At 57.9% G+C, this 26,183-nt stretch carries 22 protein-coding genes and 1 pseudogene; 11 read left to right on the top strand and 12 right to left on the bottom strand.

Features of this window, described 5'->3' with window-relative positions:
* Positions 1-18: 18 nt before the first annotated feature.
* From ACIQUB_RS17080 to ACIQUB_RS17070, 3 genes are all read right to left on the bottom strand, one after another.
* Entirely contained in the window at positions 19-909 is an 891-nt protein-coding gene (locus ACIQUB_RS17080) for a helix-turn-helix domain-containing protein (RefSeq protein WP_402930874.1), read from the bottom strand.
* 43 nt (positions 910-952) lie between these two features.
* Positions 953-1,858 carry an AraC family transcriptional regulator gene (locus ACIQUB_RS17075; protein WP_162737477.1) on the bottom strand — a complete coding sequence of 302 codons (906 nt, stop codon included), beginning with the start codon at positions 1,856-1,858 and terminating at the stop codon, positions 953-955.
* A 237-nt stretch (positions 1,859-2,095) separates the two neighbouring features.
* Entirely contained in the window at positions 2,096-2,800 is a 705-nt protein-coding gene (locus ACIQUB_RS17070; RefSeq protein ID WP_402930871.1) for an alpha/beta fold hydrolase, read from the bottom strand.
* Between the two features lie 270 nt (positions 2,801-3,070).
* Here ACIQUB_RS17070 and ACIQUB_RS17065 point away from each other — a divergent pair, with 270 nt between their 5' ends.
* Both ACIQUB_RS17065 and ACIQUB_RS17060 read left to right on the top strand, forming a co-directional pair.
* On the top strand, positions 3,071-3,964 hold the full coding sequence (locus ACIQUB_RS17065; RefSeq protein ID WP_402930869.1) for a glyoxalase: 894 nt from the start codon (positions 3,071-3,073) through the stop codon (positions 3,962-3,964).
* Positions 3,961-5,421, top strand: a complete 1,461-nt coding sequence (locus ACIQUB_RS17060; protein ID WP_402930867.1) for an alginate export family protein — start codon at positions 3,961-3,963, stop codon at positions 5,419-5,421. Before ACIQUB_RS17065 ends, ACIQUB_RS17060 begins: the two co-directional genes overlap by 4 nt.
* A 65-nt stretch (positions 5,422-5,486) precedes the next feature.
* On the opposite strand, the gene ACIQUB_RS17055 is transcribed toward ACIQUB_RS17060, so the two are convergent.
* The 4 genes from ACIQUB_RS17055 to ACIQUB_RS17040 form a co-directional block, all read right to left on the bottom strand.
* Entirely contained in the window at positions 5,487-6,059 is a 573-nt protein-coding gene (locus tag ACIQUB_RS17055; protein WP_402930865.1) for a carboxymuconolactone decarboxylase family protein, read from the bottom strand.
* A 161-nt stretch (positions 6,060-6,220) separates the two neighbouring features.
* Complete coding sequence (locus ACIQUB_RS17050) at positions 6,221-7,408, bottom strand: c-type cytochrome (RefSeq protein WP_402930863.1); 1,188 nt, start codon at positions 7,406-7,408, stop codon at positions 6,221-6,223.
* Between the two features lie 101 nt (positions 7,409-7,509).
* Positions 7,510-9,753 (bottom strand): molybdopterin cofactor-binding domain-containing protein, encoded by a 2,244-nt coding sequence (locus ACIQUB_RS17045; protein ID WP_402930861.1) that lies wholly within the window; start codon positions 9,751-9,753, stop codon positions 7,510-7,512.
* The gene (locus tag ACIQUB_RS17040) at positions 9,753-10,226 is read right to left on the bottom strand and encodes a (2Fe-2S)-binding protein (protein ID WP_402930859.1); all 474 of its coding nucleotides are present in this window, start codon (positions 10,224-10,226) and stop codon (positions 9,753-9,755) included. Before ACIQUB_RS17040 ends, ACIQUB_RS17045 begins: the two co-directional genes overlap by 1 nt.
* Before the next feature lie 382 nt (positions 10,227-10,608).
* Between ACIQUB_RS17040 and ACIQUB_RS17035 the strand changes: the two genes are divergently transcribed.
* From ACIQUB_RS17035 to mqo, 4 genes are all read left to right on the top strand, one after another.
* Entirely contained in the window at positions 10,609-11,877 is a 1,269-nt protein-coding gene (locus tag ACIQUB_RS17035) for a threonine/serine exporter ThrE family protein (RefSeq protein ID WP_402930857.1), read from the top strand.
* A gap of 11 nt (positions 11,878-11,888) precedes the next feature.
* Positions 11,889-13,349: a class II fumarate hydratase gene (gene fumC, locus ACIQUB_RS17030; RefSeq protein WP_402930855.1), complete on the top strand. Its 1,461-nt coding sequence runs from the start codon at positions 11,889-11,891 to the stop codon at positions 13,347-13,349.
* A gap of 77 nt (positions 13,350-13,426) precedes the next feature.
* Positions 13,427-13,756, top strand: coding sequence for a cupin domain-containing protein (locus ACIQUB_RS17025; RefSeq protein WP_402930854.1), 330 nt, complete (start codon positions 13,427-13,429; stop codon positions 13,754-13,756).
* A 14-nt stretch (positions 13,757-13,770) separates the two neighbouring features.
* On the top strand, positions 13,771-15,267 hold the full coding sequence (gene mqo / locus ACIQUB_RS17020) for a malate dehydrogenase (quinone) (protein ID WP_402930852.1): 1,497 nt from the start codon (positions 13,771-13,773) through the stop codon (positions 15,265-15,267).
* A gap of 125 nt (positions 15,268-15,392) precedes the next feature.
* On the opposite strand, the gene ACIQUB_RS17015 is transcribed toward mqo, so the two are convergent.
* Entirely contained in the window at positions 15,393-18,035 is a 2,643-nt protein-coding gene (locus ACIQUB_RS17015) for an ATP-binding protein (protein WP_402930850.1), read from the bottom strand.
* A gap of 186 nt (positions 18,036-18,221) precedes the next feature.
* Between ACIQUB_RS17015 and ACIQUB_RS17010 the strand changes: the two genes are divergently transcribed.
* On the top strand, positions 18,222-18,809 hold the full coding sequence (locus ACIQUB_RS17010; protein ID WP_402930848.1) for a helix-turn-helix transcriptional regulator: 588 nt from the start codon (positions 18,222-18,224) through the stop codon (positions 18,807-18,809).
* 32 nt (positions 18,810-18,841) lie between these two features.
* Positions 18,842-19,777: an alpha/beta hydrolase fold domain-containing protein gene (locus ACIQUB_RS17005; RefSeq protein WP_402930844.1), complete on the top strand. Its 936-nt coding sequence runs from the start codon at positions 18,842-18,844 to the stop codon at positions 19,775-19,777.
* A gap of 57 nt (positions 19,778-19,834) precedes the next feature.
* On the opposite strand, the gene ACIQUB_RS17000 is transcribed toward ACIQUB_RS17005, so the two are convergent.
* Positions 19,835-20,692 (bottom strand): LysR family transcriptional regulator, encoded by an 858-nt coding sequence (locus ACIQUB_RS17000; protein WP_402930842.1) that lies wholly within the window; start codon positions 20,690-20,692, stop codon positions 19,835-19,837.
* On the opposite strand from ACIQUB_RS17000, the gene ACIQUB_RS16995 reads away from it, so the two are divergent.
* A complete protein-coding gene (locus ACIQUB_RS16995; RefSeq protein ID WP_402930840.1) occupies positions 20,616-21,962 on the top strand; it encodes an MFS transporter in 1,347 nt (448 codons plus the stop codon). The genes ACIQUB_RS17000 and ACIQUB_RS16995 overlap by 77 nt on opposite strands.
* A gap of 233 nt (positions 21,963-22,195) precedes the next feature.
* On the opposite strand, the pseudogene ACIQUB_RS16990 reads toward ACIQUB_RS16995, so the two are convergent.
* Positions 22,196-23,076: pseudogene (locus tag ACIQUB_RS16990) on the bottom strand (AraC family transcriptional regulator N-terminal domain-containing protein).
* 138 nt (positions 23,077-23,214) lie between these two features.
* Here ACIQUB_RS16990 and ACIQUB_RS16985 point away from each other — a divergent pair.
* Both ACIQUB_RS16985 and ACIQUB_RS16980 read left to right on the top strand, forming a co-directional pair.
* Entirely contained in the window at positions 23,215-23,958 is a 744-nt protein-coding gene (locus ACIQUB_RS16985) for an SDR family NAD(P)-dependent oxidoreductase (protein WP_402930838.1), read from the top strand.
* A gap of 12 nt (positions 23,959-23,970) precedes the next feature.
* Complete coding sequence (locus tag ACIQUB_RS16980; protein ID WP_402930837.1) at positions 23,971-24,720, top strand: nuclear transport factor 2 family protein; 750 nt, start codon at positions 23,971-23,973, stop codon at positions 24,718-24,720.
* Between the two features lie 188 nt (positions 24,721-24,908).
* On the opposite strand, the gene ACIQUB_RS16975 is transcribed toward ACIQUB_RS16980, so the two are convergent.
* Entirely contained in the window at positions 24,909-25,373 is a 465-nt protein-coding gene (locus ACIQUB_RS16975) for a GNAT family N-acetyltransferase (RefSeq protein WP_402930835.1), read from the bottom strand.
* 52 nt (positions 25,374-25,425) lie between these two features.
* Positions 25,426-26,118, bottom strand: coding sequence for an ROK family protein (locus ACIQUB_RS16970; RefSeq protein ID WP_402930833.1), 693 nt, complete (start codon positions 26,116-26,118; stop codon positions 25,426-25,428).
* Positions 26,119-26,183: the final 65 nt, after the last annotated feature.

The raw sequence follows: 26,183 nt of genomic DNA, 5'->3' as shown, positions 1-26,183 counted from the left end.
TCCAGAGCTCGGCATCTCTCATTTGCTTACGCGAGTTCGGTTTTGCCGCCGCCACTTGCCAGGCGTGTTCCCGGTCACGCCTTGGAAGATACGGGTCATGTGGCTCTGGTCGGAGAACCCGCATTTGATCGCCACCCCGAAAATGGTGTCGTCAGAGAGAAGCAGTTCCTTCGCCTTCGCGACCCGATATTCCGTCAGCCAGCGATAAGGACTCTTGCCAAACGTATCCTTGAAAGCGCGTGTAAAGTGGCTTCGGGAAAGCCCACACGTCTCGGCGAGCTGGCTAATCGAGACCTGATCGAATGCCATGCTCGTCAGAAATTCGAGCGCTCTTTTCTCTTGCCACGGAGCAAGCGAACCGCTCTTTTTTGCGGGGAAGTATTGACCGCCGTAAGTCTGCGCAAGGTGCGTCAGCAGCACGATGCTGATCTGCTCCAGGAACATTTGGTTCGGCTCCTGCTTGCTCAGCAGATAAGGCGAAATGGCCAGTGCCAGGCCCAAAATCACTTCATCCTTCGTTCCCGGCTTGCAATCGAACCCGTCGAATTGAGGCCGCCCCAATTCCTCGAGGAACGTTCGGATAAACGGGAGCGGGATGTTGAAGCGAATGTTGTCGAATGGCGACAGATGGTGGCACTGCCATTCCTCTCGAAGGTCGGTAATAGCAATTGCGCCCTTGGAATGACCTCCCTCGAAAACGAGCCGCCCATTTCGCCAAAGACGGTGCAGCCGAAAATCAGCCAGCTGTATAATAACGGAGACAGCTTCCTCACGCTTGCTCGGCGGAGCGATCGGCAGATCATTGCCGTCGTAGCATAGACGCGTAACGGTTACGGCCGAAGCTTTGAGCGACCACCTTGTAACCTTGGCCGAAAAAGATGTGAGAGCACTGTCGATATTCGTATCCAAGGTGTTCTTTCCGGAAATGCAATCCAGTCGCAGCTGGTCCAACTTAATGAAGTTGACGATCCCGCCATCGAGCGGGGGTAGTGCCCACTTCTCTGGAAAAGACCTTGGTGAAGTGACTTTGATCGACAAAGCCGCACGCTCGGGCGATCTCCTTGATCGAGAGTTGGTGTTCGGAAAGAAGGACCTTTGCGGCTCCGATCCGTGCCTGCGTCAGCCACTGACGTGGCGTGAGGCCGGTCACATTCTTAAAGCCCTGCGCAAAATATGCAGCTGAAAGTCCTATCACCGCCGCGACCTCACTTACTTTCAGTTCACGAGCAAGGTTTTCCTGCATGTAGCCTTTGACCGCCATCTCGCGATCGGAGGGGAGAATCGCGCCGCCCTTCGGCATTACGACGTCGAGGGAGTCCTGAAGGAGATGTGCACAAAGCGCGATCGACAAATGACGCAACAAGGGATCAACCGCTTCGGGATCGCGCTCGAACAAAGACAAGACCACCGAGGCCAAGTTGCTTACCACCTTGTCAGGTTCCGCCCTACGGCAACGCAGCGTTTTCGCGCCTTGTCCGGGGAAGCTGGCGCGCCCCACTTCACGGACCAGGGCTTTTGGCAGGTAGATTGCCAGGGAATACAGGTCGCGATGAAGGACCGCGGACACGCCTTCATCGAGATCAACGACGCAGACGGTACCCTTAGCGCACCAGCGCGGTGGCGCCAAAAGGCCGTCGCTTCTAACGTCCGAGTGAATCGTATCCTCGAGATAGACCATCACGAGATAGCCGTCGAAACGCGGGATCGCTACCCTTGCCTCGACATCCCTCGTTACGGACCGGATGATCTTGCTGACGACAATCGGCGCCGAAGCCATTGGGACGGTCTTCAGAAAGGGTGCCTCGGCCGTTCCGAAATACACGCCGAGCGAATTGCCGTCAGGACAGTTGGGATTCAAGCTTGCCTCCCGGATGGGCCTGTTTGGCGAGGTGACCGGACACCGCCAGGATACATGAACGATCTCATCATAAGCATTTCTGTTTTGATCGAAATATGATCGTGGGGAAGGTTCGTTACCGCAACATCCCCATACTACCCTCGTCATAAACCTATGAAGGCGCCAAGACCAGTAGTCTCGGCGCCCTTGTTTATTCGGACCATCAAACGGACTTGATGCCAACAGGAGTGCCGGACGTCAAGCGGCCTCGACCGCGGCCACTGCAGCGAGGATCACACTGGTGACCGCTTCCGGCATGGAAAGCAGCGACAAGTGGCTGGCCGCGAGCTCTGTGGTCGTTGCCCCCATAGCGGCTGCGAGTTCACGCTCAAGGTCAACGCTGACGACACGGTCTTCCGTTGATACGATATACCAGGTTGGCCGCGACAGCCATGCGGGCTGGGTCACCTTGTCACCGAACGTGCTGGCCGCGAGCGGGGGTTGAAGTACACAGAGCACCCGCGCCTCCTCCTTGGGAAGGTCCTGCCCGACGTCGTTCACCCAACCGTCCTCCGAAAGCGTCAAATAGCCTGCGCCATCGTTCCGGATCTGCGACAAGCCTGGAGGTGCAGGGTGCCTGCCGACCTGGTCGCCCACGGTCTCGCCGGCTTTTGGGGCAAAAGCGGCAACATAAACGAGGGCTTTCACCTTGGGATCATTCCCAGCTTCGGTGATGACAGCGCCACCCCAGCTATGGCCCACAAGAACGATCGGACCGTCAACGGAGTTGATAATGCGGCGGGTGGCATCCGCGTCATCGGCAAGCGAGGAAGTCGGGTTCTGAACTGCGATCACGGGAAGGCCTTCCTTCAGCAGCAGCGGGATTACTTTTTGCCAGCTTGAACCATCGGCCCACGCACCGTGGACGAGGATGACAGTTGGCTTTCGCGACGTTGAGGTCATTTGGCTTTGCTCCTAAGGACGTTTGGATGGTCAGGAGCCTAGAGGGTTAGCCAAGATCGTTCTTGTTGGATCAGACGGCATTTGGACGACACCATCGCAACACCTCGTCCGCTCGCTCCGAGGCACCGCTTCACCGGAGTATGAGGTAACATCGCGTTCGCTGGGAGCCGTCAAAACGACAAAACTGCATTGGTCCATCCAAGCATGGTAATCGATGCAAGCTGTAATATCGGAAACCTTAAAACTTCAGGTCCCGCTACAGGAGCAGCCATGCGCCACCGAACGTCCATTCTAACGCTGTCTTTCATCGCAGCAGTCACCCTTGCATCCAGCGCTTTCGCAAACCCTCCGATTTCTTCGGTCGCTGTCGCACCGCAATATGACACGACGCATGTCTATGTCGCACCCGCAGAGGTGGACACCTTCGTTCAGGCGTTTCTTGGGACCTTTGGCGGACAGTCCACGCCACAGGTAGTCGCGACCGTGACGCCGACGCCAAGCAGCACGACAAGCCAGTTGCTTCAGACCCCGGCCGGTACGGTTTCTCTCTTTGGATTTAAGACCCCGGTCCCCTATCCGTTCGGGCTCGAACGCAACGGCTATCTCGTCCGGGACTTAGACATCGCCGTCAAGGCCGCGCGCGACGCCGGCGCCAACGTGATCGTCGAGGCGTTTCCGGATCCCATCGGCCGTGACGCCGTCATACAATGGCCCGGCGGCCTCAATATGCAGCTGTACTGGCACACCAAGCACCCCGATTACAAACCGTTGGAGACCATACCCGAAAACCGCGCCTATATTCCGCCGGGCGCCGTTGACGAGTTTCTAAAGGACTTCCTGACCTTCTCCGGCGGCAAGGTCGTCGCCGACGACAAAGATGCGTCCGCGGCAGAAATCGGGAAGCCGCGCGACAAGTTCCGGCGCATCGAAGTCCAGTCTGATTTCGGACGAATGCTCGTACTGGTCTCCGACGGGCACCTGCCCTACCCCTACGGCTATGAGACAACGGGATATGAAGTCCAGGATCTTCAGCAAACCTTGGAGAAGGCGAAAAAGTTCGGTGTAAACGTATTGGTGCCGCCCCATCAAGCCCGGAACCGTCAAACGTCCATAGTTCAATTTCCCGGCGGTTACATCGCCGAAGTTCATGCGGTGTCGAAATGATATCCGCAAGCAGAAGGTCGAAGAAATTCCCGAACGAAGTCTGGAGCAGATACGGGAAGAGGACCGTCTTGTCGGCGCTCCCGGCGCTCACCCTGTCGATTTCCTGCGCGATCGCGCACGCTGAGAGCCCTGCCCCGTCGTCGAAGCGGCCGGCGATCAAAACAAATCGCTGGCAAGAGGATTGGTCGTTGCTATCCGACCCAAACCTGAAAACGATGCCGCTGGATGATCTCAAGTATATCCCGTTGTTTCCCGCTGAGCCTGAAAGTTACGTCTCTTTCGGGCTTACTCTTCGTGAACGTTACGAGGTCAATACGGCGCCGGGATTCGGGATCGGAGACGGCGCGCGGGATTCCTATCTTCTCCAGCGCGCTCAAATACACATCGACACGCATTTCAATGAAAATTGGCAGTTTTTCACTCAGTTCGAGGACGACCGCGCCTTTGAAAAAGCAGATATCGGTGGCGCCGATGAAAACAAACTCGATCTCAGACTTGCCTTTCTCGGCTATTCCGAGACATTCGACGCAGGGACGTTCAAGGCACGCGTTGGACGGCAGGATTTCGCTTTCGATCTGCAGCGCTTTGTTTCGTCTCGCGATGGGCCAAACGTCCGTCAGTCCTTCGATGCGGTCTGGGCCGATTGGGAAAGCGGACCGTGGCGTCTCCTGGGTTTCGTCAGCCAGCCGGTCCAGTACCGGAGCGATGAGATCTTTGACGACACCTCTAACGGACATTTCACCTTCAGCACCATTCGCATCGAGCGGCAGGTCCTCGGCAAGAATGAGCTTTCCGCCTACTACGCGCTGTATGACCGAGACGATGCGCATTACCTTGACGCCGCCGGAGACGAAATACGCCATGTTTTCGACGCCCGTTTTGCGGGAAGCTCTCATAATTTCGATTGGGATCTCGAGGGCATGGGCCAGCTCGGGACCGTGGGGTCAAGCGATATCAAAGCTTGGGCGCTGGGCGCACGCGTAGGATATACCTTCGCCGATGCCTCCTGGGAGCCAAGAGTGGGGCTCCAGTTCGACGTGGCCTCGGGCGACCGAAACCGAGGCGATAAGACCGTCGAGACATTCAACCCGCTTTTCCCCAATGGGTACTACTTCACGCTAGGCGGATATACGGGCTATTCGAACCTGATCCATTTGAAGCCGTCGATCACGGTCAAACCTGCCGAAAAATTGTCGATGACAACTGCTATGGGCTTCCTTTGGCGCATGACAACAGCAGACGCCGTCTATACGCAACCAACCATCTTGGTCGCCAACACCGCGGGTCACGGCGATGCTTGGACGGGTGCATATGTCCAATTGCGCGCCGACTATGCGTTCACACCCAACCTGACCGGAGCTCTGGAGGCAGTGCACTATACTGTAGGCTCGACAATCCGACATGCGGGCGGGCGCGATGGCAACTATCTTGGCGCCGAGCTGAAATTTTCCTGGTAATCGTATTTCGAGTTACGCCAAGGTGGATTGGCTGAAGCGGATGCCCTCAGCCGATCCTGCCGCATTTAGTCGCCCTGCCGAGGCACGCCAATGGCAAAGCCGTTCAGCGTCATGGAAACGGAGCAATAGTGCCCGACAAGCCAGATCAGCTCTCGTGTACCGGCTTCTCCGAACACCTGAAGCGCGTGGTTATAGACCAGATCAGGTAGCATGCCGCCACCGAGCAGCGCCTTGACAACGTCGAGCGCCGCCGCCTCCGATACCGACAGGTCACTTGGCCGCTCACCGGCCGCCAATGCCGAAAGCCGCGCATCACTCATCGAATGCCTGTTCTTTGCAACCGCCGAGTGCGCATAAACTTCATAGGCCGCCCCGAAGTGGGTTCCCACCGCGATAATGGCGACCTGTCTAACGGCGTCGTCCAGATGTTTGAAAGCAGTCATTGCCTTGGTGACGGTCCAGAATGCCTCCCCAACCTCGGGCTGGTGCAGCCAGGCATTCCAAGGTCCTAGGAACGCCCCGTCTGCACGCATGGTAACGAAATCCTGATACTTAGCGCCGACACCGGCCTTCATTTCATCGTAGAGCGCCTTTTGTCTGGCATCGAGTTCGTTTGGTGATAACGGGGGCAGGCGCATTGTGGTCTCCCTTGGCAAAAGACGTATCGGTCCCAAGTCGTGTGTAAAGCGGCCTCGTGAAGAAGAACTCTTTAAACCTCACGGTGTCCGTGGAGACGACGAGCCTGTCGCCGCCGCTTCAGAGCAGTTCTTCAGTTCATTTGGTCGCCAGCTTTGGCTTTTTAAATGCCGCTAGCCCGGGCAGACTTGACCGTATCCGCAGTAACGACGCCCTGCTTGCCACCGAAATGCGCAATCACATAATTCGCGAGCGCGGCCAATTCTCGATCATCATAGGCGGCGGCAAAAGATGGCATAGATTGGCCTGGATCACGGTCCTCGGAAGATGCACCTTCGAGCAAAAGCCTGATCAGATTCGTTCCTCCAGGATCACTGACATTGCGGTCTCCGATCAGCGACTGACGGCGCGTCGCTTGACCGGAGCCATCCCAGCCGTGGCAGCTCGCACATGCACTTTCGAACAGAGACTTGCCGACGGACGCGTCAGGATCGCCTGACGACCAAGAACGCGCGCGCGCCATACTTGATGTAGACGGGATCCGAGCCGGATCGTCGTTTTCAACAGATGGAATGGAGCGAAGATATGTAACGATGGCATCAATATCACCGGCTTCAAGCTTTCCAAGACTTAAATCGATCGCTTGCTTCATGCTCCCGGTTGCCGCCCCATGGCCCTCTGCCCAACCCTGAGAGAGGTAATGTGCAATCGCCGCGTCAGTCCACATGCCAATGCCCGACTTCATGTCCGGAGTTATGTTCCATGCTCGCCATCCGTCCACGGTTCCGCCTGACAATTCTTCTGAGGATTTTCTGGCAAACAGGATGTTTCGCGGCGTATGGCACTCTCCGCAATGCGCGAGGCCTTGGACGAGGTATGCGCCACGGTTCCACTGCGCAGATTTCCCGGTGTCTGCTTCAAGGGGATCGGTGTTCAGGAATAGCAGCTTCCAGGCCCGAAGCGACCAGCGCTGATTGAAGGGAAAAGCCAGCTGATTTTGAGGAGCAGGATCGCCCACAGGTGCCAGCGTTTTGAGATACGCGAATATCGCAACCATATCCGCGTCACTAAGCTTGGCATAGGACGTGTAGGGGAAGGCAGGATAAAGATCCTCGCCGCTCTTGCCCACGCCATGCCGCATGGCTCTAACGAACTCGGCACCATTCCACGAGCCTATGCCCGAGGTGATATCCGGCGTGATATTTGCGGAGTAAATCTTTCCAAACGGCAGTTCGAACGCCAATCCCCCCGCAAACGGCTTACCGCCTGCGGTGGTATGGCAGGCCGCACAGTCTCCAGCGAGCGTGAGATAGCGACCACGCTCGACAAGCGCCTTGTCGTTCAGGTCCATGTTCGCTTCCTTGATGGGATCCAACCCATGTGGAAGAACAAAGAAGGCCAATGCGGCGCCAGCAGCGAGCGCACAGGCTGCAGCGGACCTCCAGGGAAATCTCATGACCGGGCTCCACCATCAAGCAACGAAAAGCTGTTTCTTTGATCGGCTTGACGTTTGTGCAGGAGTGCCCTGTTCACCGGCAGTGAACGAAGCCGTTGCCCAGTTGCAGCGAATATGGCGTTGCATAAAGCAGGCGCGGCCGAAACTGTGCCAACCTCGCCCAGACCACCCGGCGGCTCAGTGCTCTTGATAACCTCAACGATAATCTCAGGTGTCTCATTTAGTCGCAACTGACGATAATCGTTAAAATTGCGCTGTTCCACTTTCCCCTCTTTGATGGTGATACCGTTATAGAGTGCAGCGGAAAGACCGAAGAGGATACCTCCCTGCATCTGCGCAACGACGCCATCAGGATTGATGGCCAAACCACAATCGACAACAGCGGATACTTTCTGGAGCGAAACCATCCCAATGTCGTCCAGCTTTATCTCGACGACAACAGCGGCATGACTACCGAAACTATCATGGATCGAGACGCCCCGGCCGCCTCCTCTCGGGAGAGGTGCATCCCAGTTCGACAGTTTCTCGACGCGATCGAGGACACGAAGCGTGCGTGGATCCAGCGCCAGAAGACTTCGACGATAAGCGATAGGATCGACGCCGGCCCTGTGCGCGAGTTCATCAATGAAACTCTCGACCACGAAAATGTTGTGCGTCTCTCCAACGCCGCGCCACCAGTTTAGCGGGACTGGGCCGTCGTGTCTTAGCCATTCTGAGCGCGTGTTGGGAATACCATAGGGCAGATCAGCGGCACCGGCGACAGCGTCCGGGTCTAGCTTGTTGGCCGGCCATTCCTTACGGTCGTAGAATGGCCGGACCGTCGAACAGGTTGTTCGGTGGATGAGCGCAACAGGTTTACCATCCTTTCCCAGACCTGCCGAAATCCGATCGACGTAGATCGGCCGGAAACGGTCGTGCTCGATGTCCTGTTCGCGGGTCCACATGATTTTCAGCGGATAGTCGACCTGCTTTGCAAAGCGCGCCGCCTGCTGGATCGTATCGACGGCCAGTCGTCTTCCAAATCCGCCTCCCACCATGTGATTGTACAGCATGATCTTTTCCGGCGGCATACCGATGATTTCGGCGACAACCGTGCGCGCAATCTCGGGCACCTGGGTACCGACCCAAATATCACAACTATCGGCGCGAACGTGGATCGTCGTATTGATGGGTTCAAGTGAGGCGTGGGCCAGATATGGAAGCTCGTAGGATGCATCCACACGTACGGGCGCGGAAGCAATAGCAGCGTCGGCGTCGCCCTTCGCGCTCCCTATCAGCGGCGTACCTGTCGCGCTTCTCAGATCATTGAGGATGGCTTCTGTGGACAGCCCAGCATTCGGCCCAGCATCCCAATCGATATCGATCTGGTCGAGTGCTTTTTTTGCAATCCAATAGCTTGTGGCAACGACAGCGACAGCATTATCGATCCGCAAGACGTCAACGATGCCATCCATCTGGCGCACCGTTCCTTCGGCGATGGACCTGACCTTACCGCCAATGGTGGGCGCCATTGCCAAGGCGGCATAACGCATTCCTTCTACATAGGTATCGATGCCGTATTTGGTTTTACCGTTGACCTTTGAGGGCGTATCGACGCGTTTGAGCGATCTACCGATCAGCTTGAATTCTTCAACCGGCTTCAGCTTCACATCGGCCGGAACCGACTGACGGCCGGCGGCCAATGCCAACTCCGCATATTTCGCATTTCGCCGGCTCGCGTCGTGGTACACCACCCCAAGTTCAGCGCGACAGTCAAACGGGTTGACCTGCCATTCAGCCGCAGCGGCCGCCACGAGCATTTCTCTTGCAGCGGCACCGGCTTTCCGCAGCGGTGTAAAGAACGCGCGGGTCGAAGTCGATCCACCGGTAACTTGACCTTTCAACAGCGCCTGATTGTACGCCGTCGGGTCGGGAGGGGACATCTCAACCTTCACCTGATCCAGCTGCACTTCCAGCTCCTCGGCAATCATCATTGCCTCGGCCGTGGCAATGCCCTGGCCCATCTCCACGCTCGGAACGACGAGCACGATTGTTCCATCTACGCCGATCCGGATGAAGCCGTCAGGAGTAAATCCTTTGAAACCCGTGCCGGCGGCATCATAGGCACCAATTGCCTTGAGGTCGTCTGCCTCATTCGCTCGGGCCGCCTTAACCAGAGAGAAGCCGACAACCAACCCGGCGCCTGCCAGAAAGGCGCGACGGCTCAATCCATCTGCATAGGCCGACGGTCGCTTGCTCATCATACTGTCCTCAATGCTTCGCGGATCCGCACATAGGTACAGCAGCGACAGATGTTTCCTGCCATCGCCTCATCAATGTCGGTATCACTCGGCTTTGTCGTGCGCGCCAGAAGCGCGGCTGCCGCCATGATTTGCCCTGACTGGCAATATCCACATTGCGCGACCTCAAGCTCCAGCCAGGCCAATTGCACACGCTTGCCGACCTCAGTCTCGCCAATGACCTCTATCGTCGTGACCTGCCCTTCAAGTTCACCGATAGGCAAGACGCAAGACCGCACGGGTCGGCCGTCGATATGGACCGTGCACGCCCCGCATTGGCCGATGCCGCATCCGAACTTTGTCCCCGTGAGACCTAGATGGTCCCGTATCGCCCACAACAGCGGCATATCTGGAGGACCGGTGACGATATGATCCGCACCATTGACGTTGATCGTCGTAGATGGCCAAGTTCGGCCTTGAGCCTGTTCTTCCAAGAGACGTCCTCTGCTTTACCGGAGCCTCGATCACCGTAGCTCTGACCATCCGCTTCAGCTTGCATGCATCTACGGTAGTTGGACGAATTGGCTGCTGCCGCTCCGCCGGCCAAATGGATATCTCAGGATCGTCCAATCACAGTGGATTTCGACAAGTCCTCAGATTTCTGACCATGCTAGCTTCTCTTCAACTAGCACGGGAACCATGAGACATGGTCGACTGCATCAAGGCAAGGCTGAAGTCTATGTTGAACAGGCTCCGTCTGGTCACCGGTCACCAGATTGCTCCGCAGACGAGATGAATCATCTTGCACGAAGACAGGCTCCATCACGGACAGCGCTTTCAAAGCCACAGCATTAGGATGACGAAGGTCAAGGCGATATGGCTCTTGCGATCGACCCACATTCAATTTCTGCGGAACGGTCCGTACATCTAGCATCGCGTGTGGGACGTCTCTTGTTCCTCAGCGGCGCAGACACCCAACATGTCTTAACGGGCGTGAGCGGTGTTGCCCAAGGGCTGGGACAGGAGGTGCATGTGCTGGTCACGCCTGAGGCTATTCTTGCCACGGTCGGAACGACGGATAGGTTTGTGACAAAGCTCGGCCCGGAATTTTCGGTGCGTTCAGTTAACATGGAGCGGCTTGCCGCTGTGGAGACACTTATTGACGACATTAAGGGTGGTTTGAAGGATGCTGACATCATCGAGCAACGTCTCGACGCGATAGAGCTTTCGCCTCAAGGATACTCCGCTCTCAGCGCCATCATTGGCGTTGGGTTTACCAGCGCATCGTTGGCCAAACTTTTCGGAGCAAAATGGTCTGTCGTAGCGGCCGCGTGTGTCGCGGGAATTCTCAGTGGGGCCCTCAGAAAAATTTTCGCGCAATTCTCCGACAATCCGTTTGTGAGCGTGTTTATCGTCGCAGGGATCAGCGGCTTAACGGCCATTCTCGTCTTGAAACTAGTCCCGCACGCCTCTCCCGTTCTTGCACTGACGGCCGCGGGGATGATCCTCGTGCCGGGCGTTCCGCTGATAAACGGCATCCGTGAGATCAGCTCTGGCAATGCCGCAAACGGTGTAACGCGACTGACGACAGGGGCGGCCAGTATACTGACGATCGCCTTTGCCCTTTACGCGGTCGGTTCCCTCAGTGGCGCAATGCTTCCAATCGACCAGGGGCCTGGTTCCCTGTCTCCACTCCCCGATCTGCTTTTCGCAGGTTTGGCGGCGGCAGGTTTCGCCATAACCTTTAACGTTTCTCCCCGCGCGGTTGGGTTCTGCATCGCTGCGGGGATGGCAAGTCACGCGCTTCGCACATCACTGGAGCAAGCGGGTATGACATTGCCTATGGCCTCCTTTGTCGGCGCCTTTGCAGCAGGCGCGATAGCGCGTCTCGCTGCCCGTGTCTATCGCGCTCCGGCAGTGACTTTCGCCTTTCCGGGTGTAGTTGCGTTGATCCCTGGATCATACGGTTTCCGTGCCGGGATCGGAGGGCTGGCTATCATGACACAGGGATCGGCCGCGTCGCCCCTTCTTGTTTCAACCACGATCGCACTGGCAATCACCACGATGGTCACGACGACGGCTATCGGCATCGGCATCGCGCTTTCTTTGGCCGGATCGGGCGAAAACACACACAGCACCCATTGAAGGGAGACAGCATGACTGAAACAAATGAAGACAACTTGGTGATGAACGATGCCCCGATTGGCATTGATGCAAGCGGCGAACGTATCGAATATGACTCGATGGGCGACGTTCCGGTTCCCGCGGATCGCTATTGGGGTGCGCAGACGCAGAGGTCGCTCGGTCATTTCGATATTGGCGACGATCGTATGCCGAAGCTCGTATACCACGCCTATGGCTACGTGAAGAAGGCGTGCGCGCTCGTCAATGCCGAGGCAGGCAGGCTTCCGAACTGGAAGCGCGATGCCATTGTGCGCGCCGCCGACGAAACCATTGCAGGCGCACTCGATGATCATTACCCGCTTTACGTCTGGCAAACCGGCTCCGGGACCCAGTCGAATATGAACGTGAATGAAGTCATATCGAACAGAGCCATCCAGCTTCTGGGCGGCGTTCTCGGTTCGCAAAAGCCGGTCGGTCCCAATGATGATGTGAATATGGGGCAATCCTCCAACGACACATTTCCGACAGCGATGCACATTGCGGCGGTCGACGCGATCGACAGAATGCTGCTGCCATCAATTGAAAAACTTGCCGACACCATAGAGCGCAAGGCGCAAGACTGGATGGATGTCGTCAAGATCGGCAGAACCCATCTCGAAGATGCCGTTCCCCTGACTGTCGGTCAGGAGTGGTATGGCTGGGCCGGCCAGATCCGCGATGCCGTCTCATCGATCAAGGAAAGCCGGGAAGGTCTCTATCAGCTGGCGGTCGGGGGAACCGCGGTCGGTACCGGCCTCAATGCCCCCAAAGGCTTTTCCCGTGAGGTCGCCGCAAAAATCGCCGAGCTCACCGGCAAGCCTTTTGTGACGGCCCCGAACAAATTCACGGCCCAGGGATCTCTTGACGCGATCGTGCGATCCCATGCGGCCATGCGAAGCCTTTCGGTCGCGCTAATCAAGATCGCCAACGATATGCGATGGCTTGCCTCGGGACCACGCTGTGGTTTCGGAGAACTGCTTTTGCCATCGAACGAGCCCGGGTCGTCCATCATGCCGGGAAAAGTGAACCCCACACAGTGTGAAGCAATCGTGATGATATCGATCCAGGTGATGGGCAACGATACCGCGGTTGCATTCGCTGGCAGCCAGGGAAATTTCGAACTGAATGCGATGCGTCCGGTGATCATCAATAATTTCCTGCACTCGGCTCGGATACTTGCTGACGGTTGCGACAGATTCCGAGAGTTTTCGGTGGACGGCACGGAGCTCAACCGAGAAAGGATCAACGGCTATGTCGAGGGCAGCGTCATGCTGGTCACCGCTCTTTCGCCCGTGATCGGATATCAGAACGCCGCACATATCGCTGAAAAGGCAATTGCCGACGGCTCGACCCTTCGCGAGGCGGCTCTCGCTTCCGGCAAGGTCGATGCAGCGCTTTTCGACAAAACCATCGAGCCTCTCGAAATGGTCGGCCGGGGTCTGGCCGGCGCTTGAAGAAAGGGATGAGAACAATGATCAGATGCGTCAGAATGTGGACTGCGGCCGACGGAAATTCCGTTTTTGAGGAAGGCATGATCGACCTCTCCGAAGGAGAGCGTGGCGACTTCATCGGGCAGGCTGTGGCAGCCAAGAACATCTCGTTTCGAGAAACCGCGTCCGGTGGTTCGTTCGAATGGCACCAGGATCCGGTTCCGCGCTTTGTCCTAACATTGTCAGGTACTCTCGAATTCGAAACCAAATCCGGGGCGACATTCACTCTCCGCCCAGGCGATGTACTTCTTGCACAGGATAATAGCGGTTCCGGTCACAAGTGGCGATTGATTGGCTCCGAGCCATGGCGGCGGGCCTATGTAGTCTATGACGAAACCGCTGATCTTCGCTTTATTCCGGCTACAGCGTAAGGGTGGAACAAAAAATGGCGTTCGAGACTAACGAAAATCCTGACATTGTTCTCATTGGTGCTGGCATCATGAGTGCTACACTGGCCACGGTGCTGAAGGAACTCGATCCCTCATTGACGGTCGCAGTCTACGAAAGGCTGAATGACTGTGGACAGGAAAGCTCCCAGGCGTGGAATAATGCCGGCACCGGCCACGCGGCAAACTGCGAACTGAATTACACACCCCAGCGCGCCGATGGCAGCGTGGACATATCGAAGGCGTTGGAGGTTAACACCGAATTCGACATCTCCCGGCAGCTTTGGTCCTATCTGGTGAAGAAAGGGGCCATACCCGACCCCCGCGCTTTTCTACACCCCTGCCCGCACATGAGTTTCGTAAGGGGGGCCGAGAATGTTGCGTTTCTGCGAGAGCGCTACAGGCAAATGTCCGCGCATCACTGCTACCACGGCATGGAATTTACCGAGGATCCGGCAAAGATCGCGGAATGGGCACCCCTGATCATGGAAGGTCGCAAGTCGACTGAGGCTGTCGCGGCCACACGGATCATAACGGGCACCGACGTTGACTATGGCGCCCTGACCCACCTGCTTTTTGCGCAGCTGACCGGACAGTCGGGTTTCGGTATCCACTACAATCGGCAGGTCGTCGGCTTAAACCGCGAGGAAAGCGGCCGATGGCGGATCTTGGTCGAGGATACGTTCGGCGGCACGCGCCAGGAGGTTTCGGCAAAGTTCGTCTTCATTGGAGCGGGAGGAGCATCACTCGATCTCCTTCAGATGTCGCAGATCCCCGAAGGTCGAGGTTATGGAGGCTTTCCCGTCAGTGGCATATGGCTGCGCTGCGATGTCGACGAGGTCAGCGAGCGGCATCATGCAAAGGTCTATGGCAAGGCGGCCAGCGGCTCGCCCCCAATGTCGATTCCTCATCTGGACACTAGGATCATTGCGGGACGTAAATCTCTGCTCTTCGGTCCCTATGCCGGCTTCTCATCCAAGTTTCTCAAGCACGGCTCCCTGACTGATCTCTTCCACTCCATCACCCATGACAATATTCTGCCTCTTCTCGAGGTGGCCAAGGACAATATCGATCTGACGGAGTATCTGATCGGTCAGGTGCTGCAGAGCTCATCACATCAGTTCAGCATGCTTCAGGAATTCTTTCCGCAGGCCAAGAGAGGGGACTGGAAAGAGGCAGTCGCTGGGCAACGCGTCCAGATCATCAAACCGGACAGCGATCGGGTCGGCATTCTGGAATTTGGCACCGAGCTTGTGCCTGCCGCCGACAAGTCGCTTGTGGCGCTGCTGGGCGCGTCGCCGGGCGCCTCGACTGCCGCCTTCATTGCACTACGTGTGCTGGAAACCTGCTTCGGCGACAAAATAACAGAGGATGCGTGGCTTCCATCGTTGAAACGGATGATCCCGACATACGGGATCGACCTGAAAGTAGACGCCGATGCCTGTCGGACATCCAGGGCCGCTACAGCGAAAGTCCTAAGGATCGAGAACGTTTAGTCAGCTTGGACAACACAGCCTGATCGCAGTTCAGGTTTCATCTATGGGACATGAACTGCGAGCACCCGTTATGAATTCTGAAGCGTACGCTTCCGTTCTGATCCTGCAACGGGTGAAAGGAAAAACTATTCCAATTCAACCGCTTCCCGCAGCGAGACTTCAATTCGTGTCACCCAAGCCGTTGCGCCCTGCCGCTCTGCGATCCCACAGGCAACCCCGAGAGCGTCTTCAATCCCCTTGCCCGGATGCTCCGCCGATCGGAGTGCTGCAATGCGCAGCAATTCCGGCCCGCACCACAGGCTCCCTTCCGTGTGATGCCTGACGATAAGGTCGTCGCTGTAGGCATCCGGGCTTATTGCCGCGAACACTTCCGCCTGCATCGCGGTGGCGTCCCGGGGAAATACCGTCTTGCCTTCCAGGATAGCTGCGAAACCCTCGGCCCAGACCTGCCAATGACGCAGTCCTCTCCTGGTCGTGCGGCTCATCAGATGGCCGTTCCATTCTTTCGCAAGGGCCAACTCGCCGCACCACAGGGCCACGGGAATGCATCCGATGGCAAGACCGTAGCAGATAGACAAGTCGTGATCGAGCGTGAGGACGTCGGCGGCACAGTCTTTTGCAAGGGAGAGTGCGGCATCCGCATCGCCCTGCAGCCAAGTAATGCGCATGAGCAATGCCAGCACCGCCGTCTTCCCGTCAACTTGGGCATGGTTGGTATGGTTGGCGCGGACGGGAGCATCGTCACCCGCAATCACCTTCATCAAAAACTCGAGCGCTTGCGGCTGGTTGCCGATGAAATGATGGGAGAGTGCAAGCATATGGTCGGCGGTCTGGATGTTCGCAAGCTCCCCGGTCGCATAAGCGGGCTGCTTGAAACGTTCCGCAAGGACAAGGCTTTCCCCGTAGTTGCCGAACAGGATTGCACGGGCCCACAGCCCCCATTCGGCTCTCAGCTTGTGGGATGGAAGGTCGAGCTGGCCGGCTATCGCTCCCGCCCGCAAAAACGCGTCGTTCATATCTTCCGTCGGACCCACCGTGTGCCACAGTGCATGACCATATGTCGCCTGAAGCTCGAACTCCGCGACCGAACCGATCAGCTCTGTCCCCGCAATAGCACTCATGGCGCTACGAGCGATCGCCAGATATTCAGAGGGAAGCGAGAGATGGAACCAGAGCGATGCAGAAGCAATGATCAGTTCCACGCCGAGTTGCTTGTCCCCTGTTGTGAATGCCCAATCGAATAGGGCGCGAAGATCATCGACCCGCCAGCTGTTGGCGGCGAGCCATTGGCCCGGGTTCTTCCCGTCCCATGTCGTTACCTCCGAAGCGAAGAGCTTGAGGCAATGTTGCGCGTGTCTTTGCATCACCTCGTCGAATTCCGTCCCCTTGCCAAGCTTCTCGGCCGCGTAAAATCGGGTCGTATCCAGCAGACGGTAGAGTGACGAACGATCGCGCCGGTCCATCGTCACGAGAGATTTGTCGACAAGTGCCGTCAGTGCATCAAAGACGGCAAATTCTTCGACCTCAGCGCTCGAGCACGCTGCTAAGGCTGCATCGAGCTCGAACGAGGAGCGGAATACCGACAGCCGCCGGAAGATAGCCTTCTCCCTTTCAGACAGAAGATCATGGCTCCAGTCGAGCGTGGCGCGCAGCGTCTGCTGGCGTGGCATTGCCGTTCGCCGCCCCTTCGTCAGAACGGAAAAACGGTCGTCGAGACGCTTTGCCATCGCATGGACGTCGAGGAGATCCATTCGGGACGCCGCCATTTCCAGCGCGAGCGGGATGCCGTCCAGCCGTTCGCAGATATCGAGTACCGCGGAGACATCCCCATCTTGAAATTCGAAACTGCTTGAACTCGCTTTCGCCTTCGCGCAGAAAAGCTGGACTGCGGAAAACTCCAACGCCTCGGCCGCCGTCATGTCCGGCTGACGAGCGGGGACCGCCAGGGTCTGAAGGCGGAAGATCGATTCTCCCGCCGCCCGCAGAGGTTCGCGGCTCGTGATCAGGATGCTGACGTCGGGGGCCGACTGCAGAATTGTTTCAGCCAGCTGCGCGACCGCATCGACAACATGTTCGCAATTATCGAAGACGATGAGCATGGCCCGCGACGCCAGGGCTGCAACGATCCCCTGCTCTGCCAGTCCCGCCACAGCCAGACCCAGTTGACTGGCCAGCGCTGACACCACCAGGCTTCCACTCGAAAGCGGCGCAAGATCAACGAAGCACCCGGCGATACCCTGCTCGGCGGCCACCCTGTGAGCGACCGCGAGCGCAACTGTCGTCTTTCCGATGCCCCCCGGACCGGCGACCGTGACGAGCCGCTTTTCGGGAAAGAGTTCCGCCAGTCCCTGGATGACCTCGTCACGGCCGATTACCTGGCCAAGATTTGCTGGAAGAAATTGGGAAAGGGGCTTTGCATCGACCGCCGCCCTTTGGCCGCCCGCTCCAGTCACCACCACGGGAACGACCCACCTGTAGCCGCGCCCGGTCTCGTTCTGGATGAAGCTGGCGCCATCCGCTGTCTCGCCCAGGCTTTTGCGCAAAGCGGAAAGATGGACACGCATGGCGTTCTCATCGACGGTGGCGTCCGGCCATGCTCTCTGCATCAACTGATCCTTGGTGACCAGCTCTCCCGCCCGCTCCACTAGCAGAATAAGCAGCTCGAGCGCTCGAGCGCCCAGACGAACAGGCTCTCCATTGGAAAATAGCGACCTTTGCCCAATCGAGAGTGTGAACCGGTCGAACGTGTAGGAGGTGCTATCTTGCATGATCGTCCATAAATCGAGGCGCTTCCGGTCATAATCTTATCAACCGGGAAGCTCGGCGTCCTTGGAAGCAATTACTTTTCTTGCGCAAAACGACTGTGCAGGGCGGTTGCGCAAAGCGCCCCTTAATCTCGTTTGCAACTCTTCACAAAGCTTAAGTCACGGTCCGGGCCTTGTCGGCGGTAAATGTTGGTCATCAACAACCGATTATTGGCCTCAACCCGCCGAAAGGAACTTCCGATGTCTCTCTATCGCGTTACCGAAGCCGGTCCGATCTCACCGGTAGCCGTCAAGGATTTGCCCGCAAGCATCGCATCAACCCTGACCGAACTCCTCGATCAGGCCGGTTTCGAGGTGGATCGCGACGTCAACGCCGTCAGGGTCTACCTCGACAAGGCGCGTGCGTTGCTCCGCAACGAACCGGATCCGGAATTTACCGGCGGTCTCGCACCCTGGCAAATGAAGCGCGTCAGCCAGTTCGTTGAAGAGCATCTGTCATCGTCTATCCGCTGCGAAGATCTTGCGGCTTTGTGCCGCCTGAGCGTCAGCCACTTCTCGAAGTCGTTTCGCCAAAGCTTTGGTGTGCCGCCGCATGGATACGTTCAGGGCAGGCGCATTGATCGCGCCAAGAAGCTGCTGATCGAGAGCGGCGAGCCGCTTGTCCAGATCGCGCTTGAGTGCGGCATGGCCGACCAGGCTCACCTCTCCCGGCTCTTTCGGCAAGCGACCGGGGAGACCCCGAGCAGCTTCCGCCGCCGCCGCGCCTACGCGCAATGATTTCCCAAGCTCTTCAAGAAAGCCATCAGACAATGCCGGTTCATATCACGCCTGCCTCGGCCAATCCCGTGCTCGAGACCCTGACCCAAGAATTCCTCGACCGCTTTCAAGGGCCGGCGAGGAGCATAAAGGAATTGAGAGAGCGCATGTCCGCTACCGATGCCCCCCACAATGCCGCAGCCCGGGTGATCGACATCGACGTCGAATTCCCGCCAAACCGCATCCGCGGCAGCCTGGTTCTTCCGGAAGGTGCAGGGTCACCGAGCCCGGTCCTTGTCTTTTTATGCGCGTCAAGAACAGGAGATCGCGGCCCCATGAACGCGACGCGTTTGTGCCTCGACTTGGCCGTTGCCAGCCGTATCGCGATTTTCTGCCTTGACGCGAGCCAGGGGCAGTTATCGGCAAGGGTGGCGTGCGCCCTTTCAACGCTCTCGGGGATCCAGCATAATGGCCGCTCACTTGGGCTCGATGGCTCGCGGTTGGCGGTGGCAGGAGATGGTATCGGAGCGAAAGTCGCCGCAGTCGTTTCGATGGTCGCCAAGGACCGTCCCGATCCCGCAATCGCGCTTCAAATTCTGTTCAACCCGATATTCTCCAACCACATCGAGACCGCCTCCCATGAAGCCTTTTCCGAAGGACCATGGATGACAGGCCAACTCATGTCGCAGATCCTGAAAGAACTGGGTGACCAAGCAGATGCCGCACTTCCCTCACCGACGGAGGCCCGGATCAGGGAACTGGAGGGAATGCCGCCAACGCTCGTCATGACTGCCGAGAACGATATCGCTAGGGATGAAGGCGAAGAGTTTGCACGAAAGCTGATGCAGGCGGGAGTAAGAGTGAACGCCGTCCGCTTTCTAGGCACCATTCATGATTTTGCAGTCCTGGGACCGCTTGCGGAGACCCCTGCTGCGCGAGGTGCCCTGGCTCAGGCGGCCGCCGTGTTGAAGGAGACATTCGGTGAATGACATCAAGAGAATTTGTGAGGAAAGCAGTCCGTATCACGTTCACGAATGCAGCTGAATTCAACGTACTCCAGAGAGGAGGCTCACCGCGAGTTCGACAAATGCCCTGAGACGTCCTGAGCGCCGAATATCGCGATGATAGCCCATCCAGATATCGCGGCTTGGCGGGTCTTCGCCCAGATCCAGTCGCTGCAGATTTGGCTGTTTGTCTCCGACGGGCCGCGGCAGAACGGCGATGCCGACACCGGCACTGCTCATTTGCGCCTGGACGTTTCGGTTGTTCGATTTGACGATAACCTTGGCTTGTGGAAGCTTCGATTTAAGCCAGTCGATATCGGGAAAGGCGCCGAGGGATGTGTCCATGGTTACAAGAGCACATCCCTGGCCCTCGCCGACCCGGGGTGGAGTTATATCCGCCGCAGCATAAACGCCGTAGGGCATCTCGATGAGCTTGCGCTGTACGACGTCGGCTTCTGTAAACGGCGAGATGCGGAACGAGACATCGGCCTCCCGCTGCGCGAGACTGAAGAGCCTAGTCCCGGTCAGAATTTCAGTGTCGACATGAGGGTACATCTTCACGAACGCGGCGACAACGGGCGGAAGGACCCAGGCTCCGAACCAGTCTGGAGAGGAGATTCGAAGGGCTCCCTCGAGCTTCTGGACATCTCCTGCCAGCCGCCTTTGAATGGCCAATGCACTCTCTTCCATATGCTCGGCGATCGATAGCACTGCAGAGCCTTCCTCGGTCAGAACGTAACCATCGCTGGTTCGCTGAAAAAGCGTCTGCCCTGTCGCATCCTCCATCGCTCGCAAACGCCGGCTGATCGTCGGGTGGCTGAGCTTGAGGGAGCGGCCGGCCGCTCCTAGCGTTCCCTCTCTGGCAACAGCGAGGAAAATCCTGACATCACTCCATTCCATACCAGACCCCGTTCAAAAACGTACGAACATTGTGCATTGTCTTCAATTGCAGAACAAGCACGTCAGCCTGATATTCTCGCCCATCAACAATGAGGACGTCGACATGACCATCCATTATCAACCGACGGCGTTACCGAAAATGACGACGCCTCTTACCTTCGCAATGGCGCTCGGTGCCGGCGCGGCGGTTGCCAACATTTACTACAATCAGCCGATGCTGGAATTGATCGGAAAGGATCTGCCGCTTGCCGCAACACTGATCTCGCCGGTTACGCAACTCGGCTATGCCTTGGGGCTGTTCCTGCTGGTCCCCCTGGGAGATATCGTCGAGCGCAAGCGCCTGATCGTCGGCCAATTCATCATCCTTGCCATCGCTCTTCTTGGTGTCGCCTATGCCGGCAACACGGTGATGGTCGTGGTATTCTCTGCTCTCGTCGGAATTTCATCGACGGTCGCTCAGCAGATCATCCCGTTCGCGGTTCACCTCGCGACACCCGCGAAACGCGGCGCGACGGTCGGAACCCTGTTGTCCGGCGTGCTCGGGGGTATCCTCTTGAGCCGAACGGTCGCGGGCTACGTCGGCACCACCCTGGGTTGGCGGGAAATGTATATGATCGCGGTCGCGGTCGCCCTTATCGGCGCGGCGAGCATGTGGGGCATTTTGCCCTATGTTCCTGTCTCGACATCGATGCGGTACCGGTCGCTGATATCGTCGATCGGCACGCTGTGGAAGGAACTTGCGGAACTGCGGCGGGCGGCCGTGACTCAGGCGCTGATATTTGCCGGTTTCTCAGCCTTCTGGACTGCGCTGCCATTTCGCCTTGCTGAGCCTGATCTCGGACTCGGAGCCGAGGTCGCAGGCCTCTTTGGCATCGTTGGTGCCGTCGGCGTGGTCGCCGCTCCGATCGCCGGCCGTGTCGCCGACGCCAGAGGTCCGGCAATCGTGGTGCGGCTCGGCGCCATCATCGCCTTGATGTCGTGGGCGCTATTTGCGGCGTCTCCGACTATCCCCGGCCTCGTCATTGGGGTCACTGCCTTGGACTTCGGAATGCAGAGCGCGTTGGTATCGAACCAATCGCTGGTCTATGCCCTAAACCCGAACGCGCGTGCCCGGCTCAACACGGTCCTGATGGGCTCCATGTTTCTTGGCGGCGCGATTGGATCGGCCGTGGCCATTGCTGTCTGGACCAACGCCGGATGGCTCGCGGTAGCCTCGGTCGGCGGGCTGGTCAGCGCCATCGCCGTCGCACTTCAAGTGAGGCGCTCATAGAGCGAGGACCATAGATGCAAGGAGCTTGGCGGTCTGTGTCGCCGGTTCGGATTTGTGGGTGGAGTTTCAAACAATCTCTGAAATTCAACGCCGCCATACGTGCTGAACGATCTCGCGATCAACGTCGCAGCCGCCCGCGCACAATCCGTTCGGCCGTCGGACACTTTTGAGAAGGCTGCGAGACAATCCGTGTCACGGGCGGCGGCTCGCCACCCGCCGCATGCCGCCCAGTGTTAGACTGCCCGCACCCGCAGTCTTGCGGCGTCCTTGAGCGGCGGCAGGCCAAACTGCCTAGCATACTCCCGACTGAACTGATTGGGGCTTTCATACCCGACGCCGAATGCCACCGATGTCGCCGTGCCTTCCCCTGATAGCAGCAGGGAACGCGCATGCAGGAGACGACATTCTTCTGGTACTGGATAGGACTGAGCGCTGTTACCGCTTTGAAGTGGCGATGGAACGCGGACACACTGAGTGCGGTCATCTCCGCCAGTTCCTCGACGCGGAGAGGTTTCGCGAAGTTTCCCCGGATCCACCGAATAGCATCGCCGATGCGAGAGAGAGGCGTGTTGGGCATTGCAATTTCGCGGAGCATCCAGCCAAGCGGCCCGCGCAGAACACGGAACAGGATTTCACGCTCGTAGGCAGATGCCAGAGCAGCGACCTCGTCAGGACGGTCCATCAAACGAAGCATGCGCACCCAGGCATCGAGCAGCTCGGGAGTTATTGGAGCCACCGAAAATCCCGAGCTGTAGAGGGTTCCGCCGGCAGTCGTTGGCAGGTCAGCGATCAGGTTCGCAACGATGGCCGGATCGAGCGTGAGACTGATCGCGAGGTATGGTCGGCCACGTTCATCCGGATGGACCGAGCCCACGGCCGGCAGGTCGACCGACATTACGAAATAGGTGGCCGGATCGTAGTGAAATGTCCGGTCGCCAACCGTCATGGACTTCGATCCCGTCAGGATCAGATTGACCATCGGTTCGTAGACGGCGGCTAATTGATGCTCCGGGATCTCTCCTTGCACCATCGCCACTCGGGGTATCCCGGTTTCGGTTCGGCGGTTCTCCGCTCGCGCAGCCAGATGTCGGAGTTCTTCAAGCTGTTGTTCCATCGGAGGGACGATTGCACGCGCCAAAAGTTTCAGCAAGAGGAAAGCAGAAATAGGCAATGATCGAGGAGGATCGGGTGAGCGTTGCGCGGCTGCCGCGGATATCAAATCGTCATCCACATCCGACATTGGAGACTTGTCATGAAGATCGTTATTGTCACCGGCGGGAGCCGCGGGATCGGCGCCGCCACGGCGCGAATGTGCGCAGCGAAGGGTATGGGCGTCATCCTGACCTACAACAGTAATCGTGAGGCCGCGGACGACGTCGTCGCTTCTGTAAATGAGCTCGGCGGCCTTGCGGTCGCCCTAAACCTGGATGTCTCGCAGATCCATTCGTTCGCGGTCTTCCGCAAAAACGTAGAGAAAGTGCTCCAAGCGAGGTTCGGCCGCGGCGACTTTGACTTCCTGGTCAACAATGCGGGATATGGACTGTTCACGCCCCTCGCTGACGTGACCGAGGACCAGTTCGATGGTCTGTTCAATGTCCACCTCAAGGGACCGTTCTTCCTGACGCAAACGCTTCTGCCTCTGATGGCCGATGGCGGGCACATCGTGAACATGACGAGCGCGACCAGCCGCGTCGCTTTCGCCGGAGTGGCTCCATACGCGTCCTTCAAAGGCGGCCTCGCGGTGATGACCCGATACTTGGCCAAGGAACTCGGCGGACGACAGATCCGCTCGAACTCCGTTTCTCCAGGGCCGATCCGAACAGACCTTGGTGGCGGATTGAACGAGGAATTCGAAGCAAAGCTTGCGGCTATGGCGTCGCTGGGTCGCGTAGGCGCGCCCGACGAGGTTGGGAGTGTGGTCGCCAGTCTCCTCGCTGACGAGAACCGCTGGATCAACGCACAGGACATCGAAGTTTCCGGCGGCTACGTGATCTAAAGGAAAACAGCGATGCTTGATCATATCTTTCTGACGGTTCTGGATACGGAACGCTCCATCAAGTTCTATTCCAGAAGCCTTCGGCCGATCGGGATCATCGAGCGGCACGACTACGATGGAAAGGACGGCCCGGTCGGCCATCCCGACCTTAAAGGCTTTGGCGCAAGCGGACGGATGTTCTTTTGGCTGCGGCAAGGCGAACCCTCGCCTGGGGCGGTTCATGTCGGCTTTGTCGCGAGCTCAGAACCGGCGGTTGCCGCTGCCTACGACGCAGCGATTGCCGCGGGCGCCACGTCGATCCATGCGCCAGGGCCGCAGCTTCACTATGACCCGCGCTACTTTGCATCGCAGGTGCGCGATCTTGTTGGCAACACTAGAGTTTGTCTTCAAGAGCTGGCAGCACGAAAGGTGACGATGATGGAGAAAAAGGCTGACTTCCACGCCGTGGCCGCACGTCTGATCAATGCGACGAACGCTTTCGATACCGACGCGGTGACGGCTTTGTTCACTCCGGACGCGGTGATCGACGACCCGTCCACCGGAGAACGTTTCGACGGGCACGACGGCATCCGCGACTACGTCGAGCGGTTCTTCGTGGGATACAAGACAGTGACACGTCTCCTGACGGTGGAGGCGTTCGGCCCACGCAGCGCGCGCCTTCGAGTCGATTTCACAGGCGACTTCGGTCACGAGGTCGGACGACTTGATGTCAGATTGGACAGCACGGGACTGATCGAACGGATCGATGCAGACCTCGAATAGCCCGCCGTCATTGCGCTACACGATGGGTCGCTCAGCATTTGGTGTTCTAGGATGTCTCTCCCTTTTCCATGCTTTGACATTGCCCCACTAACGCCATCCCTGCGTACAACCGAACGCTACCTCGCATGCCTAATGAGGAACATCAAACCGGCCCGAGGTTGGGTCTATACGAAGCGCTTACAGCGCATTCAGCTCTCTCTTGTCCAAACTTTGCACACCGCAGTGTCTGTATGACGGAAGGTTTCGAACCCCAATCGCTCATAGTATGATTGTGCAACAATGTTATCTTTGCCGATAAACGCCTCGATCTTGGACAGTCCAGCTTCGATTGCTGCCTCGCGGCTGCATTCGAACAGTCGCCTGCCTACTCCCCTGCGAGCAGCGTCGGGGGACACGTGCGTTCCTATGATGCCCCATCCAACCGGCGTTTCGTACCGGTTGCCCTCGGTTGCGTGGATAAGAGACTGTATCCCAAGAAGACTGCCTTTTTCGTCCTCGGCAAGACAGCACCGGATGCCAACCGGGTTGTCCGTATAGTTTTCACGAACAAATTCGATGTCTGCTCGCGCGGTCCGCTTTCCAGCGGCGACAAGCTTCTGGAGCATCTCGCTGATCGCAGGCGCGTCTTGCGCGGTGGCGGCGCGAATATTCACGGTAACCTCCTTTGATACGATGTGGATGGCTTGGCGAACCTATGTTAGGCGGCTAAATGATCAGCGCCTTATCGGTCCACAGCCGATTGGCTCCGACAAAGGCCAATCTATTGTCCCCACGACGGCAGCCCGGCGGCAGTTCATCCAGTTCGTCCACCTGACCGCCACCGATGACGACATAATCTGGCAGCAGCGCTGCCTGCAGGCGGGAAACGACATCGAACACTGAGGCTTTCCATTTCTTGTGTCCCCTGCCGTCGAGACCTCGGCGGCCCACATAGTCCTCGAACGAGCCATGCTTTTTATAGGGCAAATGTGCAAGCTCAAGCGGCTGAGCGACGTTCTCGATCACCATCGCTGCGCCCAACCCGGTGCCCAGCCCCAAAAACAACAGCCGGCCACCATCATAACTGCCGATAGCTTGCATCAAGGCGTCGTTGACAATCTTGACGGGTTTGCCGAAGGCTTGTTCAAAGTCAAAGTCTTTCCATCCCGGACCTAGGTTCACAGGTTCCAGCGATGGCCGATTGTCCTTCACTGGGCCGGGATAGCCAATGGAAAGGACATCATAGTCAACACCGTGCGCTAGTGCCTGAATGGCAGCGACGGCGTCCTTCGCCGAAGTCTTTGGCCCAGACTTTGCCTTCCGTTCTTCGATTCCGTCCGCCAATATCTTGATGTGATTGCCGCCGATATCGACTGCGAGGATGCGCTTGGATTGTGCGTCGGCATTTATGTCGGGCATCGAAATCCTATCGGGCAAGAGAATGCGTCTAAAGAAACTCGGCGTGCATGACTTTTAACCTAGGG

Source organism: Rhizobium sp. NPDC090275 (assembly GCF_044772225.1).
GTDB lineage: Bacteria > Pseudomonadota > Alphaproteobacteria > Rhizobiales > Rhizobiaceae > Rhizobium.
Note: the sequence above shows the minus strand (reverse complement) of the source record. Positions and strands in the feature narration are given on the sequence as shown.